The 15,858-nt window shown below is 71.1% G+C and carries 10 protein-coding genes and 1 pseudogene; 3 read left to right on the forward strand and 8 right to left on the reverse strand.

What is annotated here, in order from left to right; genetic code table 11:
- The first annotated feature begins 329 nt into the window (after window positions 1–329).
- A complete protein-coding gene (locus V7E46_RS26335) occupies window positions 330–734 on the forward strand; it encodes a hypothetical protein (RefSeq protein WP_333770731.1) in 405 nt (134 codons plus the stop codon).
- 26 nt (window positions 735–760) lie between these two features.
- On the opposite strand, the gene V7E46_RS26340 is transcribed toward V7E46_RS26335, so the two are convergent.
- The gene (locus V7E46_RS26340) at window positions 761–1,927 is read right to left on the reverse strand and encodes a PP2C family protein-serine/threonine phosphatase (RefSeq protein ID WP_333770732.1); all 1,167 of its coding nucleotides are present in this window, start codon (window positions 1,925–1,927) and stop codon (window positions 761–763) included.
- A 69-nt stretch (window positions 1,928–1,996) separates the two neighbouring features.
- Between V7E46_RS26340 and V7E46_RS26345 the strand changes: the two genes are divergently transcribed.
- The gene (locus V7E46_RS26345; protein ID WP_333770733.1) at window positions 1,997–2,530 is read left to right on the forward strand and encodes a MarR family winged helix-turn-helix transcriptional regulator; all 534 of its coding nucleotides are present in this window, start codon (window positions 1,997–1,999) and stop codon (window positions 2,528–2,530) included.
- 313 nt (window positions 2,531–2,843) lie between these two features.
- Window positions 2,844–3,806, forward strand: a complete 963-nt coding sequence (locus V7E46_RS26350) for a PP2C family protein-serine/threonine phosphatase (RefSeq protein ID WP_333770734.1) — start codon at window positions 2,844–2,846, stop codon at window positions 3,804–3,806.
- A 256-nt stretch (window positions 3,807–4,062) separates the two neighbouring features.
- On the opposite strand, the gene V7E46_RS26355 is transcribed toward V7E46_RS26350, so the two are convergent.
- From V7E46_RS26355 to V7E46_RS26385, 7 genes and pseudogenes are all read right to left on the reverse strand, one after another.
- A complete protein-coding gene (locus V7E46_RS26355) occupies window positions 4,063–4,344 on the reverse strand; it encodes a chaplin (RefSeq protein ID WP_333770735.1) in 282 nt (93 codons plus the stop codon).
- 224 nt (window positions 4,345–4,568) lie between these two features.
- Entirely contained in the window at window positions 4,569–6,884 is a 2,316-nt protein-coding gene (locus tag V7E46_RS26360; RefSeq protein WP_333770736.1) for a family 20 glycosylhydrolase, read from the reverse strand.
- A 65-nt stretch (window positions 6,885–6,949) separates the two neighbouring features.
- Window positions 6,950–9,361, reverse strand: coding sequence for a ricin-type beta-trefoil lectin domain protein (locus V7E46_RS26365; protein WP_333770737.1), 2,412 nt, complete (start codon window positions 9,359–9,361; stop codon window positions 6,950–6,952).
- A 63-nt stretch (window positions 9,362–9,424) separates the two neighbouring features.
- Window positions 9,425–12,193 (reverse strand): RICIN domain-containing protein, encoded by a 2,769-nt coding sequence (locus V7E46_RS26370; protein ID WP_333770738.1) that lies wholly within the window; start codon window positions 12,191–12,193, stop codon window positions 9,425–9,427.
- Between the two features lie 13 nt (window positions 12,194–12,206).
- Complete coding sequence (locus V7E46_RS26375) at window positions 12,207–13,904, reverse strand: ricin-type beta-trefoil lectin domain protein (protein WP_333770739.1); 1,698 nt, start codon at window positions 13,902–13,904, stop codon at window positions 12,207–12,209.
- Between the two features lie 753 nt (window positions 13,905–14,657).
- Window positions 14,658–15,533 (reverse strand): SCO6745 family protein, encoded by an 876-nt coding sequence (locus V7E46_RS26380; RefSeq protein WP_333770740.1) that lies wholly within the window; start codon window positions 15,531–15,533, stop codon window positions 14,658–14,660.
- 224 nt (window positions 15,534–15,757) lie between these two features.
- Window positions 15,758–15,858: pseudogene (locus V7E46_RS26385) on the reverse strand (MerR family transcriptional regulator); the annotation flags it as partial.

Here is a 15,858-nt window from a genome sequence, read left to right on the forward strand (position 1 = left end):
GGGCGGGCGGGGGGCAATCCTCGATACCGGTCGCCCTGAGATCAGGTGGGACATCCGCACGGGTCCCGCGTACGCGAAGCCGTTTCCCGTTCGAGGTGGAGCCCGCCGTCGAGCCCGGGACGTGCGACGCCAGGCACTCCGGTCCGGCCGCGCCCGCATCGTTCGTCCCGTTGCCGACATTCCGGGATGTTCTTCCTGGGTCCGGCCCTCTGTTTGCCCCCATGAACCAGGGGAAGGCCCCCGGGAAGGCTGCGCGGCGACCCCGGGCCGAGGCATTGGCGCCGGAGCCGGCTTCCCGCAGTGAGTCACGCCCTAGAGAGATGCACATCGTGAACATTCAGATCGTCTCGCAGCACCCTCCCAAAGGCATCTGGCACGGGCTGTGCGACAAGGAAGTGCGCTCGGTCGGCGGGGAGCGCGTCGTGACCTGGACGGGGCTGATCGACCCCGGTGACGTGGCCCCGGGCCTGCGGTTCGCCATCCCTCCCACGCCCGGCGTGCGTGAGGGGGACCTGGACGTGGTCTTCGGCTACGCCGACGGCAGCGCGGTCCCGCAGGACGCCATCCGCCGGCTCGTGGACGCCGCGGAGCCTGCGGGCCGCACGGACGCCTGGGCGACCCTCACCTTCGAGGTGTCGGGGGAACTGCGCGATACGGTCGTCATGACGGTGACCCAGCGGGGAGAGGGGTTCTTCGTCCCCTCCCACAGCCCGCAGGTCGGCACCGAGGACTGACCGGCGTGCGCCCGGGCGAGCGCGGGTCAGTCCCGCCTGCCCCGCCAGTCCAGGCAGACGACGAGTGCGTCGTCCAGCGCCTCCACGTCGCCGCGGTGCCCGCGCAGCTCGTGCAGTATCGCGCGGGGCACCTCCGGGGCGGGCAGCATCCGGGTGGAGTTCATCGCACGGCTCAGGACCCTTTCCTCGTACCGCTCGCCGGCCGGGGAGGTGGCGTCGTACACGCCGTCGCTGAGAAAGAGCAGGCGGTCCCCGGGGCGTACCCGGAAGGTCTGGCTCTCGTACAGCGTGTCCTCGAACATGCCGAGCGGCAGTTGCGCGTCGAGTTCGACCGGGCTGACCTTGCGCTCGCGCAGGAGCCAGGCCTTGGGGGATCCGGCGTCTATGACCTCCACCACGCCGGTCGGCAGGTCGAAACGGAGCAGGAGGGTGGACAGGTGCAGGTCACCGCGGTGCAGGCCGTAGATGGCCTGGTCGGCGAGGCACGCCTGGTCGATCAGCGAGAGGCCGGCCCGGCGCGCGTTGCGCAGGGCGTTGATGCCGAGGCTGGTGAGCAGGGACGCCTCGATGCCCTCACCCATGCCGTTGGTGAGCGTCAGGGAGAAGTCGTCGGCGGTCGCGGACCAGTCGACGTTGTCACCGTAGACGCCGTACGCGGGTTCGAGTTGCGCCCCCATCTCGTACTCGCTCCGCGCGCAGCTGCTTCCCGGCAGCAGCTGCCACTGCATCTCGGCGGCGAGCGTCAGCCGCCGCACCCGCTTCGCCTGGAGGTACAGGTCGGTCTCGCGGTCCGCGATCAGGATGGCCCGCCCCAGCGATTCGGCGATCTCGGCGAGTTCGTCCTCGACGCCGTGGCCGGCCGCGTCAGAGGGAAGGGTGACGCACAGGACACCGATGCGCTCGCCGCGGACGCTGACCGGCAGGTGGAGCCCGGTCGCTGTGCCGCCGGACGGCTCCCGGACCGGGCGCTGGGACGCGAAGGCGCGGCCGGGAGCGCTCGTGTGCACGGGCACGCCCGGCGAAGTGAAGGGAAGAGCCTCCACGGCCTGGAGTATCGTCATTGAGTAATCTGCCATCAGCAGGTCGACGCCCAGTGCAGCGTACTGGGTGGTCAGGGCGCGGCGGAGTACCGGCAGCAGTGCGTGGGGCTCGACGGTGCGCAGCATGCGCTCCACCGCCGCGGATCTGTCCATCTGTGTACCTACCGCCTCAGGAATCATTGGTCGGGACGCCGGGAAGGGCCGATGAGGGGAGAAGGGGTCATGCCCCACGAAGCGGGCGGACGGCGGTACCGCACGTCCGCGGCACGCGAGCACGCCGCCCACTTTCCGCAGACCGCCGATCTCGCGGCACGGACCGCCGAGATCATCGAGCTGCTGGAGATCCTGTGGGAACGGCGGCGCGACATCTCCCCTGCTCCAGTATCGGCGGCCCAGCTCAGGGTGCTGTACATCCTTGAACGTGACGAATGCCTCAACGTCGGCGGTCTTGCGGCGGCCCTCGGCGCTTCGGCTCCTTCGACCAGCAGACTGTGCGATCGGCTGGAGGCGCTGGGGTTCGTCGCCCGTTCACCGAACTCGGCCAATCGCCGGGAGAAGGACCTGAGGCTCGCCGACGCCGGCCGCGCCCATCTGCGCCAGCTGCGGCTGTGGCGGGAGGCGGAGCTGCAGAAGACCATCGCGGCCATGCCGCCCGAGGCCCAGGTCGACCTGCTGCGCGGCATCCAGGCATTCCGCACCGCCTCCCGTGACGCGCCTCGCGCCTCGGAGGAAGGTCCGGACGCGGCATCGGCGTGAACGCCACCAGCGCATCGTTCCCCTCCTCTTCTCCCGGTCGGCGCCTTGCGCGGCCGGTCCTACGTGTCCGCCCGTGCGTGCGGCTGTCCGCCCGTGCGTGCGGCGCACAGGACGCGGGCACAGCGTGTGGCGCGGAAACCATAGTTGTCAAATGACAACAGTGATCGACCCGCCGAGGAGTCCGCCCCGGCGTTGCGCTAATGTTTGTCGAGCGACAAATGTGCAGCCGCAGGGGAGCGGGCATCCGTCGGCTTCGCGGCGGCACCGTACGTTGCGGGGGCGGGGCATCCGGGCCCGACAGGTCGGGAGCGCAGTGGAAATCCATGGAGACGGCGTAGGCGGCGAGAGCGCTGCGGCGTGCCGGGGCACGGCGTCCCCCCAGGCGTCCGAAGGCCGGGCGGAGTCGCGCGGCGGCGGTCCGCGGCAGGAGCGGGACCGGCTTCGTGCCCGGATCGAGGAGCTGGAAGAACGCATTCAGGGGCTCGAATCCGTCGAGCATGAGACAGCCGCGCTCAATGCCGCCCTCCTCGCGGATCTGGAGGAGACCAACCGCGGCGTGGTCGCGATGTACCACCACGAGCACCAGATGGCGCTGGCCCTCCAGCGGACCTTCCTGCCCTCCGTCCTGCCCTCGGTGCCGAACATGGAGCTGGCGGTGCGCTACCTCGCCTCCGATCCGGAGAACGAGATCGGCGGCGACTTCTACGAGGCCGTCAGCACCCCGGCGGGGCTGCTGCTGGCGGTGGGGGACGTCGCCGGGCACAACCTCCAGGCCGCGATAGTGATGGGAGAACTCCGCCACGCCCTGCGGGCGTACGCCTACGACGAGCACTCGCCGCGGGCCATCCTGTCGAGGCTGGACCGCCTGCTGAGACTGACCCGTCCCGGCCGCACCGCGACCGTCTGCGTGGCCCTGGCCGATGCCGTGACCGGGGTGGTCCACTTCGCCAACGCCGGTCACCTGCCACCGCTGCTCGCCTTCCCCGGCGCTCCTCCGCGCTACACGCACGAGCACGGGCCGCTGCTGGGCCTCGGCCTTCCCCAGCCGAAGGAGACCACCGTGCGCCTCACCGCGGGTACCCGGCTGCTGATGGTCACCGACGGGCTGATCGAGGTCCCCGGGACGCACCTCGACGAGTCGCTGGAGCGCCTGCGCGGTGTCGTGGCACAGGCCCCGCCCGGCGCCGAGGCCCTCTGCGACACCCTGATCGACGCCTTCCGCCACCACCGGCAGGACGACGTCGTGGTCTTCTCGGCCGAGTTCACCGGCGGCTGACGCCGGGTTCCGGCGGTCCTGGCCCTGCCGACGCGGGGGACCAGGGCCTTCTCCGGCGGGTCGGGATGCAGGCCCGCGACGCCACGGACCTTGTCGATGGACAGCGGATCCATGGCCGACCTCCACCGACCTGTCCCACGCTTCCCGCCCCCGGGGAGGAGGGGCGGGAAGCGTGGGACAGGTCGGCACCGCCGATCAACGGGGCGGGGCTCAAGGAGGCGATGCCCGTTTCCTGTCCGCAGCGGTCACACCTGCGTCAGCGGCCCCAGCTCCCGGCGGCAGGTTCCTCGCGCTGTCCGCCGCTGACGTTCGCGCAGGTGTTGCCGAAGGCCGGGTTGAGCAGGCCGATGATGTTGATCGAGTTGCCGCAGACGTTGAGCGGAATGTGGATCGGGATCTGGACCGCATTCCCGCTGAGGACACCGGGAGAACCGACGGCGGCACCGGTGGCGCCGGAATCGGCGGCAGCGGTGCCTGCGCCGGCGAAGGCGCCGGTTGCGGCCAGAGCGATGGCGACGAGGGACATTCGAGTACGCATGAGGTCTCTCCAACGCGTTGACGGAACGTTCCCTCATCACACAGCGCTCAGCTGCCTGTGCGCTTGTATTGCGCACATCGGGGGCGTGTCGCCCCAGCCTGTCGATTCACATGGTCGGCAGGAGCCGCTGGTGGCCGGCGACGTGGGTGGCGAGCGGGGCGACCCCGATCACAGGGGCCGCCGGTCCGGGGTGGGCCCGCCGATCACAGGGCCCACCCCGGGTGCTAGGCGACCTGCCAGAGCTGGAGCGCCGCGCCGGTGTCGGCCTGCTGGGTCACCAGCGAGCCGTCGGCGGTGGAGGCGGTGGTCAGCAGCAGTCCGCTCTTCTTGGACGCGATGGCGTAGCCGCCGGTGCGCGGCGTCACCGTCCAGCGCTGGTTGTCGCCGCCGGTGCAGGTCCACTGGATGACGGTGGCTCCCGCCGCCGAGGACCCGCCGTTGAGGTCCAGGCACAGGTGCGAGGCGCCGTTGACGAGGGTGTAGCTGCCGTCGGTGTTCCAGGTCAGCTGCCACTGCTGGTTGGCGCCGCCGCCGGGGGTCCAGGTGATCAGCTGCGTCCCGGCGGCCGTCGAGCTGCCCGGGTCGTCCAGCGCCTTGCCCGCCGTGGTGAGCACGTGGGTGCCGCTGAACTGCCCGCTGTGGACCTCGAAGGCGTACAGCGAGTAGCCGAACGTGGTGCCCCGGGCGGTGCCGTACATGCGGAGGTAGCGTCCGGAGCCGGTCAGGCCGGCCAGGTCCTGGACGCCGCCGGCGCCGGCGGTGGTGGAGTACAGCGTCCGCCAGGTGCTGGCGTCGTCGGACGCCTGGATCTGGAAGGCCTTGCCGTAGGCGGACTCCCAGCGCAGCACCACCCGGTTGATGTTCTTGGTGGAGCCGAGGTCGACCTGGAGCCACTGCGGGTCGCTGTAGGCGCTCGACCAGCGGGTGCCGGCGTCGCCGTCGGTCGCCGCGCTCGCCGGGAAATTCGTCGTCTCGGTGCTGGACGCGGTGGTCGGCCGTCCGGCCGCCAGGTCGGTCGCGCCTGCGGCGGGCCAGGCCGGGTTGTGGCCGATCGCCGCGACGATCGCGGTGAAGGCCGCGTACGTACTGGCGGGCTTGGGCGATCCCCAGGTCTGCTGGGCCAGGGCCCGCAGCGGATACATGATCCCCGAGGCGATCTGGTCCTCGGTCTCGGCCGTGGGGTTGTCGCACCAGACGTGCAGCACCGAACCGGGGTTCTTGCTGCTGTCGGTGATGGTGTTGGAGCCCTGGTAGAGGTCGGGGGTCCAGGTCTCGTACATCCACTGGGTGTCGGGCTTGGCGCCGCCGAGCACGTAGTAGGTGGGCGTCCAGGACTCGTTGGCGACGGTGTGGCCCGCGGTGATGAGCTGCTGCGGGGTGAGGCCGTAGTTGTACCAGTAGTCCACGACGATGTCGGCGTTGGGCGCGAGGGTGCCGTCACCGGACTTGATGCCGTCGTTCCACATGCGGGCGGTCTTGCCGCCGGCCCGGACCAGGGTGTCGGCCCAGTTCACGAAGCCGTAGTAGGTGTCCTTGGCGGTGGCGGACGCGCCGTAGTGGGCGCGGGCGTAGGTCAGCAGCTGGGGGTACTGGCTGTAGTCCGACACGTACTCGTCGGCGCCGATGTGCCAGTACGGGCCGGGGAAGAGCGGCAGGTACTCGTTGATCAGGTCCTTGACGAGGGTGTAGGTGCCCGGCAGCGACAGGTCGATGAATCCTGGGTTGACGGCGCCCGCGCTGTTCTTCAGCGCCAGCTCCGGGTGGGCGGCGACGACGGTGTCCATGTGGCCGGGCATGTCGATCTCCGGCACGACCGTGATGTGGTACTTCGCGGCCACCGCCAGGATGTCCCTGATGTCCTGCTTGCCGTAGTGGTCGGCGGCGACGACCTCCGGGTGGGTGCTGCTCTCCAGCCGGAAGCCGTAGGTGTCGGAGAGGTGGAAGTGGAAGTAGTTGAGCTTCAGGTAGGCCATGTCCTTGAGATGCTGCTCGATCCAGGCCACGGTGAAGAACTTCCGCCCGGCGTCGATCATCAGGCCGCGCTCGGACTTGGCCGGCGAGTCCACGGCCGTGCCGGCCGGGATCGTCGAGCCCTGGTGCAGCAGCTGCAGCACGCTGCGGGTGCCGTAGAACACACCGGTCGCGGTGGAGCCCTGGAGGGTCACCGACGTGCCGACGGTCATCCGGTAGCCCTCGGCGGGCAGCGCGGCGTCACCGAGGGTCAGCGCGATGTCCCCGGCGGCGGCAGTGCCGGTCGCCACGGTGACGGTGCGCCCGACCAGCTTGCCCAGGTCCTCGGCGAAGGTCGCCGCCTCGCCGGAGAGCTGGGAGGTGTAGGCGGACGCGACGACGATCCGCGAGCCCGTGCCGAAGGTGTAGGTGCCGGTTCCGGCCGTCCACTGGCGCAGGGCCGGGATCGTCTGCGGGGTGCCGGCTGCCGCCTGCGCGGTGTTCGCGCCGGTCAGCGACGGCAGGACGAGCACGGCCAGGGCGCAGGCCAGGGTCGTGATCACCGCCGTCAGGTGTCGGAGTGTTCTCATCGTTCCTCGTGGGGTCGTAGGAGAGGAGCAGGCGGGGGGGAGGGAGCCGTGCGGCTGACCCGAGGTCAGACCCGGAACCAGCGCTGGTTGTCGCCGTAGTGGCAGTCCCAGAGCTCCAGCAGCGCGCCGTCGGCGGTGCTGTTGCCGCTGACGTCCAGGCAGAGCCCGGAGGCGACGCCTGTGATGCTGCCGTCCGCGTTCAGCACCCACTGCTGGTTGGCGCCGCCGCCGCAGTCCCACAGCACGACCTTGGTGCCGGCCGTGGTGCCGTTGGCGTAGGCGTCGAGGCACTTGCCCATGACGCGCAGGGTGCGGTCCGCGTGGTAGGCGAGCTTCTGGTTCGCCCCGGCGTTGCAGGTCCACTGGGCGAACTGGGTGCCGTTGGCCGTGGACAGCGCAGGGTCGTCGATGCACTTGCCGGAGGCGATGCCCACGAAGGTGGACGCGGCGGGGGTGTTCGCGCCGAGGACCGACAGGTTGTCGAACTGGGCGCCGTAATACCCGCCGGTGCCGAGGCCGGCCTCGCCGACCGCGTAGGTCGAGTCGGTCGCGGAGCCGATGGCCGTGCCGTCCACGGCGGCGGTGATGGTGCTGCCTGCGAAGCCCAGGCTGATCCGGTGCCAGACCGGGATTCCCAGCGCGGCGGTGGAGCCCGAGGCGAGCGTGGTCATCGTCCCGCCGCTGGTGTTGCGCAGGATCGACCAGGCCCCGGTGGACGCCACCCGCAGGTAGTAGCCGGCCTGGTGCGACTGCGGCCGGCCCTGGACGTTGGCCCGGCCGAGCAGCTCGACCGTCCCGGCCTGCGGCAGCACGGCGTCGGCGCTGACGGTGTAGTCGCCCCACTCCGGGTCGCCGAACAGGGCGTAGGGCTCGCTGTCGTCCTGCCACAGGATCGGCTTGGCGACCGCGGCCTGGCGCAGGCACTCGCCGGTCCGGCCCGCGATGCAGGGGGCCGTCTCGAAGGAGCCCTGCATGTCGCTGAGGTAGCGGGCCTCGCGGCCGGTCGCGTAGCTCTCCAGGTTGTCTGTGTAGGGGAGTGGGAGGCTGCTCCGGGCCGGTCCCGCGGCGGCCCCCTTGGCGGCGGCCGGCGTGATCGTGGTCAGGGTGTAGGCGTAGCCGGGCTGGAGGGTGACGGAGAACGCGCCCGCCGTCGGTGTGATGTCGGCCTGCTGCGCCATCCACCGGGCCGGGTTGTTGCTGGTCATGTCCGTGGCCCAGACGTGCACGACGCCGGCCGCCATGCCGCCCTTGACGTGGAGGGAGACGGTGCGCGCGGCGGACGCCGTGGTGGTCTCCAGGACCGTGGTCCAGTCCGTGCCGTTGGCGGACTTCAGCGTGGTGTAGCTGCCGTTGGCGCGGTCGCCCTCGATGTAGCCGCCGGCCGAGTCCAGGTACGTCCAGCCGATGGAGGTGAACCGGGTGAGGTGCGCGGTCGCCCACAGGGCCCGGCCCACGGCGTAGTTCCCGGACCAGGGCTGGTTGGCCAGCACCAGGCCGACCGTGGAGTACGGCAGGTCCTGGTACGGGGACGCGACCAGCGGCCAGTTGATGTAGGCGGTCATCTGGCCGTCGAGGTGGTCCCGGTTGAGGGCGCGGATCAGCGAGGCGCCGTCCTGGTAGTCGTGCGAGCCGTTCTCGCTGGCCCACAGCGGCTTGCCGGTGGCCACGGCGTTCCCGCTGGACGGGCAGGAGGTCTGCGCGGACAGCCAGCCGCAGGGGTAGTGCATGCCGACGACGTCGATGGCGTTCTTGAAGGCCGTGTCGGCGACCATGTCGTCGGCGACCGCCCAGCTGTCGTCGGCGCCGACGACCTTGGTGGCCAGCCCGGCGGTGGCCAGGGCGCTGTGCAGGTTCTCGAACCAGGTCTTGTTGTAGCCGCGCTCGTTCCAGCCACCGATGTAGTCGATGGTCAGCCCGTGGTCGCTCTTGGCGTGCTGGATCCAGCGGAGGTAGTAGTTGATCATGTCGGTGGACCAGAAGTTGCCGCCGCCGATCCAGCCGGGGGCGGTCCAGGCCAGGCCGTACAGCTTGACGGCGGGGTTGCGGGCCTTCGCCTGCGCCATCAGCCACCACTCGTAGCCGCGGTTGTAGTCGACGTCGGCCGCGGTGTGCTCGGCGCTGGGCTCCGCGCCGTCGGTCGAGTTGGCGTCGCCGCCGATCTCCACCTTGAGCATCTGGAGGCCGGCGCCGTAGCCGGGCTTGAACAGGTAGTCGAGCACCTGGCTCCGGTACGGCTCCGGGTAGTCGTAGAGCAGGCGGGAGTTGCCGCCGCCGCCGCTGATCGCGCCGACGCCGTCGAAGGTGCGGCCGGTGGCGGCGGCGCCGTCGATCACCACCGACGTCGCCGCGTGGGCGGTGGCCGGCAGTCCGAGCACCGAGCCGGTCGCGCCGAGCAGGATGATCAGTGCCATGGTCAGGATGCGGAGGGCCGGGAACGGCCGTTGCCGGGGCTGCCGTCCGACGGTCAGCACGTGCATGCGGGGACTCCTGGGGGTGTGGGGGAACCGCGCCGGGCGAGGACCGCGCGGCGCCGCGGTGGGTCAGCCGACCTTGACGAGCGTCCAGACGGTGCCCTGGGGGACGGCGTGCTGGGTCACGGTCGCGCCGTCGGCGGCGCCGTCGGCGCTGAGCGCGAGACCGCTGGAGCGGGCGGTGAGGACATACCCGGAGCCCGAGGCGGCCAGCCGCCAGGCCTGGTTGCTGCTGCCGGAGCAGGTCCACTGGTCCACGGCCGCCCCCGCGGCGGTGGAGCCGCCGAAGACGTCGGCGCAGAGACCGGAGTTGACGTTCCTGAGGACGTAGCCCCCGGCGGAGTCCGCGGTGGCGGTCCAGCGCTGGTTTGCCCCGCCGTTGCGGGTCCACACCGCGAGCCTGGTCCCGGCGGCGGTGGACAGCGCGGGCACGTCGAGCGCCTGGGTCCCGGTCCTCAGCTCGTACACCCCGCCGGAGACCACCGGTCCGGCGGCGACCACGCTCAGCGTGATCTGCGCGGTGCGGGTGATCTGGGGCGTGGCTGCGGTGACGGTGACCAGGTAGTCGCCCGGTGGGGTCGAGGCGGCGGTCTGCACGGTCAGGGTGGAGCTGCCGCCGGTGGCCACCGAGGCCGGGCTGAACGCCGCGGTCGCCCCGGCGGGCAGCCCGCTCGCGGAGAGGGCGGCGGTGGCGGAGGCCCCGCTGGACAGCACCGTGCTGACGGTGGAGACGGTGGACGTCCCGGCCGGGACCGAGGCCATCGGCTGGCTCGCGGACAGGGTGAAGTCGTAGGCGGGGGCGAAGACCTGGACCTCGGCCAGAGACAGGTAACCGGTCCCGGACAGCTGCACCCTGACGTACCGTCCGGTGCGTCCCGCGGTCAGGGGGGTGGGACTCGCGGCCTGAGAGGTCCGGTGGCTGGACCGGACCCCCGGCTGGAGCGCCTGCTGCTGCGGGGTGAGCCCGGCGGCGAACGGGGTGTCGGAAACGAGGACCCAGTAGTCCGTGAGGCGGTCGGCGCAGCAGTCGGTACGGTTCCACAGCGCGATGTCGCCGACGGGCCGGGAGCTGCCGAGGTCGACCTGCCACCAGGCGTTGGCGTCCGCCCCTGTGTGGGTGACGGAGCCGTCGGTGAAGACGCCGTCGGTGTTGCCGTCCACGCCGTGCGCCGCGTCGCCGCCCGGCTGGGTGCTGGAGGACTGGGAGGCGGCCTTGCCGAGGGCGAGGTCGGCGGACCTGCCGTCGTCGTAGAGCGAGACGGAGGAGATCGCCGGCGGCAGCGCCCGCGAACCGGTGATCCGCAGCCGGATCCTGGACGTGCTCACCGGCGTGGCCAGGCGGATCAGCCGCTTGTAGCCGATGGTGGTCGCGTTGGCGACCTGCTGCCAGGAGGAGCCGTTCCAGGCGTCCACCGCGAAGGACTCCACCCGTTGGCCGATCTGGATGTCCTCCTGGACCTGGACGATGTCGACGGTCCTGGTCGCGCCCAGGTCCACGACCAGCGAGCCGGTGGTGGCGGTGGGCTGCCAGGCGGTGGCGTAGTCGCCGTCCACGGCGTTGGCGGGGGCGTTGCCGGCGCCGGCCGTCGTACCGGTGTCGTTGCTCGCGGCGGCACCCGCCGCCAGGTCGGTGGCGAAGGTGGTGCGGATCCACTGGCCGAACTCGGCGAGCCGGGCCTCGTCCGCCGCGTCGAACCGCCCGGTCCGGTCGGGCGGTACATCCAGCAGCAGCTGGCAGTTGCGTCCGATGGACGCGTAGTACATCGAGGTCAGCGCGTCCAGGGACTTGGGCGGCTGGTCCGGGTGCCAGAACCAGCCGTTCTCCAGGCGGGCGTCGCACTCGGCCGGCGACCAGGCCAGGTAGCCCGACGCGGTGGTGAGCTGGGCGTCGGAGGCGATGTCGGTCGCGGTCTCGCCGAAGGTGGGGGAGCGGGGGCCGTCGGCGTCGGCGTCGCCGGTCTGCGGGACCACGCTCCACTCGCTGGAGCGGGCCGAGCCGTTCTCGTTGCCCGCCCAGCGCACGTCAGGACCGAACATCACCGCCGTGGGCTGGAGCGTGCGCACCATCCGGTACCAGTCGTGCACGTCGTAGGGCTGCCGTCCGCCGGTGGGGTCGTAGCCGTCGAACCAGACCTCGTCGATCGTGCCGTAGCGGGTCAGCAGCTCGTAGAGGGTGTTCATGTAGTAGCGGTTGTAGTCGTCCGCGGTGACGGTGAACGTCGGGCCGGAACCTGCCCCCTGGGAGGGGATGACGGCGCTCGCCGCGGCGCTGCCGTTGCCGAACCTGCCGCCGGCCTGGTTCTCGTGCAGGTCGGCGGGGGAGAGGTAGAGGCCGACCTTGATCCCGTACTTGTGGGCCGAGTCGGTGAACGACTTGACCAGGTCGCCCTTCCCGCCGAGCCAGCTGCTGGCGGCGATGCCGTACGAGGAGTAGGCCGACGGGAACATGAGCATGCCGTCGTGGTGCTTGGCGACCATGATCACCATGGTGAACCCGGCGTTCTTGAAGTCCGCCATCCACTGGTCGGTGTCCAGGTCCACCGGCTGGACGAGGCCGGGCGACTCGGTGCCGGACCCGACCTCGCTGCCGGTGTAGGTGTTCGGGCCGAAGTGGATGAAGCCCGTCAGACCCTCCTTCTGCCAGGCGATCTGGCGCGGTGCGGGCGTGACCGAGGCCGCCTTGGCCAGCAGTTGCTGGGAGGTGTCGGTACTGCTGACCGTCACCACGGGGTTGGGCGCCGGCGGGGTGGTGGCGGCGGCGGGCTCGGCCTGCGCGAGGCCGCCGAACACCGCCGCCGCCACCGAGGCCAGGAAGCCGATCAGTCGTCTCCTGCGCACGGGGGTCTCCTGACTACTGGGGCAGGGCCCAGATCTGGTTCTGCTGGTTGGGTTCGGAGTTGCCGCAGGTGTCGACGATGACCGGCGTGGCGTCGGCGGTCTGGGAGGCGTAGTCGTCCACGCAGAGGCCGAGGGACGTGTTGCGCAGGAAGCCGTTGCGCTGGTAGGCCCATTTCTCGCTGGCGCGGCCGTCGCAGGGGCTCAGCACCGCCCAGTAGCCGACGTAGCGGTTGTCGCCGCTCTTGTAGGAGGCGTCCAGGCAGTTGCCCAGGGTGCGCACGGTGCCGTCGGCGGGCAGCGTCCAGCGCTGGTTGGTCCCGGCGGTGCAGTGGAACAGGATCACCGGGTTGCCGGCCGCGGTGCCGGACCCGCTGTCGTCCAGGCACTTGCCGGCGATGCCGGTGATCTGGCCGGTGGGCTGCACCCCGGTGCACCCGGCGCCGGGGTGCACCCGGTAGATCGCGGTGCCGTGGGCCGGCACGGTCGCCGAGAGGGCGCCGGTGCTGCTGGTCGTGGTCCCGGTCCAGAGGTCCTTCGCCGTCGCCGTGCAGCCGCTGCCGAGGAAGCCGACGCCGGCCAGGGTGGTCGCGGCGCTGGTGGCGGTCGTGCCCCGGTTGAGCAGGGCGACCGCGCGGTCGCCGTTCGCGAGGGGCTTGGCCAGGACGTCGACGGTGCCGTTGCGGGAGACGATCCCGGCCTGCTTGCCGAGCGCGTCCTGGTCGACGGCGATGACGTCGGTGTTGCCCGCGATCGCCAGCGAGGTGCTGGACATGGCGGGGACGTCGGTGCTGAGGATCAGCGGCGAGGCCATCACCGCCCACAGCGCGACCTGGCTCCTGGACTCGTCGGCGGTCAGGCCGTCGCCGGTGATCAGGAAGTCCGGGTCGTTCCAGCTGCCGGGGGCGGCGTAGCGCGCGAGCGGCGAGTTGTAGCCGTACTGGGTCATCACGCCGCTGCCGTTGGAGGGCTTGTCCCAGGCCGAGCCCGCCATGTTGTACATCTTCACGTCGTTGCCCTCGCGCCACAGCTGCCCGCTGCGGCTGGCCCCGTCGATCACGTCGTACCAGTTGTTGAGGTCGGACGCGCCGATGGAGAAGTAGGCGGGGGAGGACTCCGAGAAGACCATGTCGCGCTGCGAGGAGTTGGCCTTCATCGCGGCGGCGAAGTCGGAGTAGGCGTTGGTGTAGCCGCTGGCGCTGCTGGACGCGGCGGGCATGTTGCACCCGTCGAGCTTGATGTAGTCCACGCCCCAGGATGCGAAGAGGTCCGCGTCCTGCTGGAAGTGGCCCCAGCTGCCCGGGAAGCCGCCGCAGGTACTGCTGCCGATGTCCTCGTAGATGCCGAACTGGAGCCCGAGGCTGTGCAGTTGCGTGCCGATGTAGGCCATGCCGTGCGGGAGCTTGGCGCTGTCGGCGACCAGGTTGCCGGCGGCGTCGCGGGAGTGGGTCATCCAGCAGTCGTCGATGGTGACGGTCTTGTAGCCCTTGGCGGCGAGACCGCTGTCCACCAGCCCGTGGGCCTGGTTGAGGATCAGCGCCTCGGTCGGGCCGACGTCGCCGGGGTTGGGGGAGTTGACGCCGCAGCCGAAGCGGGCCCAGTTGTTGAAGCCCATGGGGGGCGTCACCGCGAGGGCGTGGCCGGCGGGACTGGTGGCGGTGGAGGAGGCCCCGGCTTCGGGTGCGACGCCGGCGAGGGCCACGCCCAACGCCATGGTTATCGAAGACAAACAAAAACGAACAGACCGTGGGAGTCTTCTCATGGGGGATGACTTCCGATCTTGCGGAGGGGGGCGCAGGGAAAGGTCGGATGGCCGATAGTGCAGCGCACGGTGTGCGCCATGTCAATGGCTGCGCGAAATCTCGGTTAATGAGCATTCTTGCGCAGTGCACTGAACGAAAATTGGGGTCAAATCACTGCTTAAATGCGCCAAACGGGCATACGCTCTGTGAATATCGAGGCAACTGTGAGCAAGCGCCTTCGCGGGGTTGCGTCGGGCATTTCCGCAAAGGCCCTATGTCATTCGTCCCCGCGGGGTGTGGACTAGACCACTCCGGGCGAGTAGTGTTGTGCCGCCGAGGTCCACGTCGCTTTACGTTGGAATATGATCGATGTGCCGCCCCAGTGGCCGGGCCGCGCGGGCCCCTGACCCTCACCGTCCGTACGCGGGCCCCCGGGGCTGCGCTGTGCCCTGCCGCCACCGCCGCCGTGTTCGAGGAGGTGGACACCGGCCGCACCCGGATCCGCAGTCACGACGCGACCGCCTCCGGGTTCGACGGCCGGCCCGTGCGCGGACGGCTGCACGTCGCGGTCAGGGCGACGCGCCCGCTCGGCTGTGTCCGAGGGTTTCGGCGGTCATGTGGACGAGACGCCGGCGGAGCGTCAGATCAAGCCGCCAGTTCCGTGGAATCTGGCGGACAGCGGCAAAGGGACGTGGCGAGGTCGTCACGGCCGAGGCTGCGCCTGCTCAGTTCCTGGCGAAGATCCCGTTCGGGTACGCGCCGTTGGCCAGCGCTATTGCGGCAAATCCGCCGGCGAGCTCGGTGAGGCGTTCGACTCCGGCGGCTCCCAGATGGTCGTAGGGCGCGCTTGCCAGGTGGTCCGTCTCGCGTTCCAGGCCCGCGCGGAGTGCCGTTCCTGCCTCGGTCAGCTCGCCGTCCGGGTTCAGGAGGCCCCTGTCCTGCAAGCGCTTCCGGGCCGCTGACCACTCTTCCTCGCTCCAGCCGCGGGTTGTCCGGGCGAAGGACGGGGTGAAGCCGCGGCCGGAGGACGTATGGGAGACGAGAGCCTCCAGCCCGTCCAGGCCTGCGTGTGTCAGCAGGGCGATGTGGCCGTCGCCGCGGTGCTCCCGCAGGACGGTCGCCGCCTGCCAGAGCACCACATGCGGCTCCTGTGCCGCGGGCTGGTCGGCTTCTGCGGCGCACAGCGGGCGGCCTGCGCGGTGGCAGCCGTCGGTGGCGCGCAGGGCCAGCTCGGCGGCCTCGGCCATCTCCCGGGAAGCCAGCGCCTCCTCGCCCAGCAGCCGCCGCAGCAGCTTGTCGACGGCGCGCAGCCGGGCCGCCAGCAGTTGGGCGGGAGCGGCGACGGCCCAGGCCGCGGGTATGTGCTGGGTGATCAGCGCATGACTGAAGTTGAAGAAGGTCGCCGTGACCGTGCCGGGGCCGACCGCGCCCATCGCGGCGGAGCGGGCCGCGAAGTAACCCGCGGCGCTGAAGTAGGTGCCGGGGCCGCTGGCGAGCCCGAGGGCTTCCGTCTCCGCGTTGAACTCCGGTGAGAAGTACAGCGCGGAGTGGAGGGCGTTGAGGGGATTGTGGCAGCGCCGGCCGGCTCGGGGGTCCGTCATGCGGATCAGGCTACAAGGCGCGCGCGGGGCGAGGCGCGGTCTCCCGGTGCGCGTGACGCGCGGGCCGCCGCGCGGGCAGGCCCCCGCGCGGCCAGTAGCCCGCACCGAACTCCGCTATCGGGTGCCGTTGTTGGCAGAAACGCCCGAACGGCTCGCCGGCGTACGGAGGGGTGGCCAACGGGTGTGCCGACGGCCCGCCGATACGGGGGCGCGTGACGCTCCTGTCATGACGACGTTTCGGCGGCGCGGCGGTATTCGGCGTTGATCCGCTGGGCTTCTTCGAGTTGGTCTTCGAGGATGACGATGCGGCAGGCGGCTTCGATGG

Source organism: Streptomyces sp. IBSBF 2435 (assembly GCF_036815005.1).
Taxonomy (GTDB): Bacteria; Actinomycetota; Actinomycetes; order Streptomycetales; family Streptomycetaceae; genus Actinacidiphila.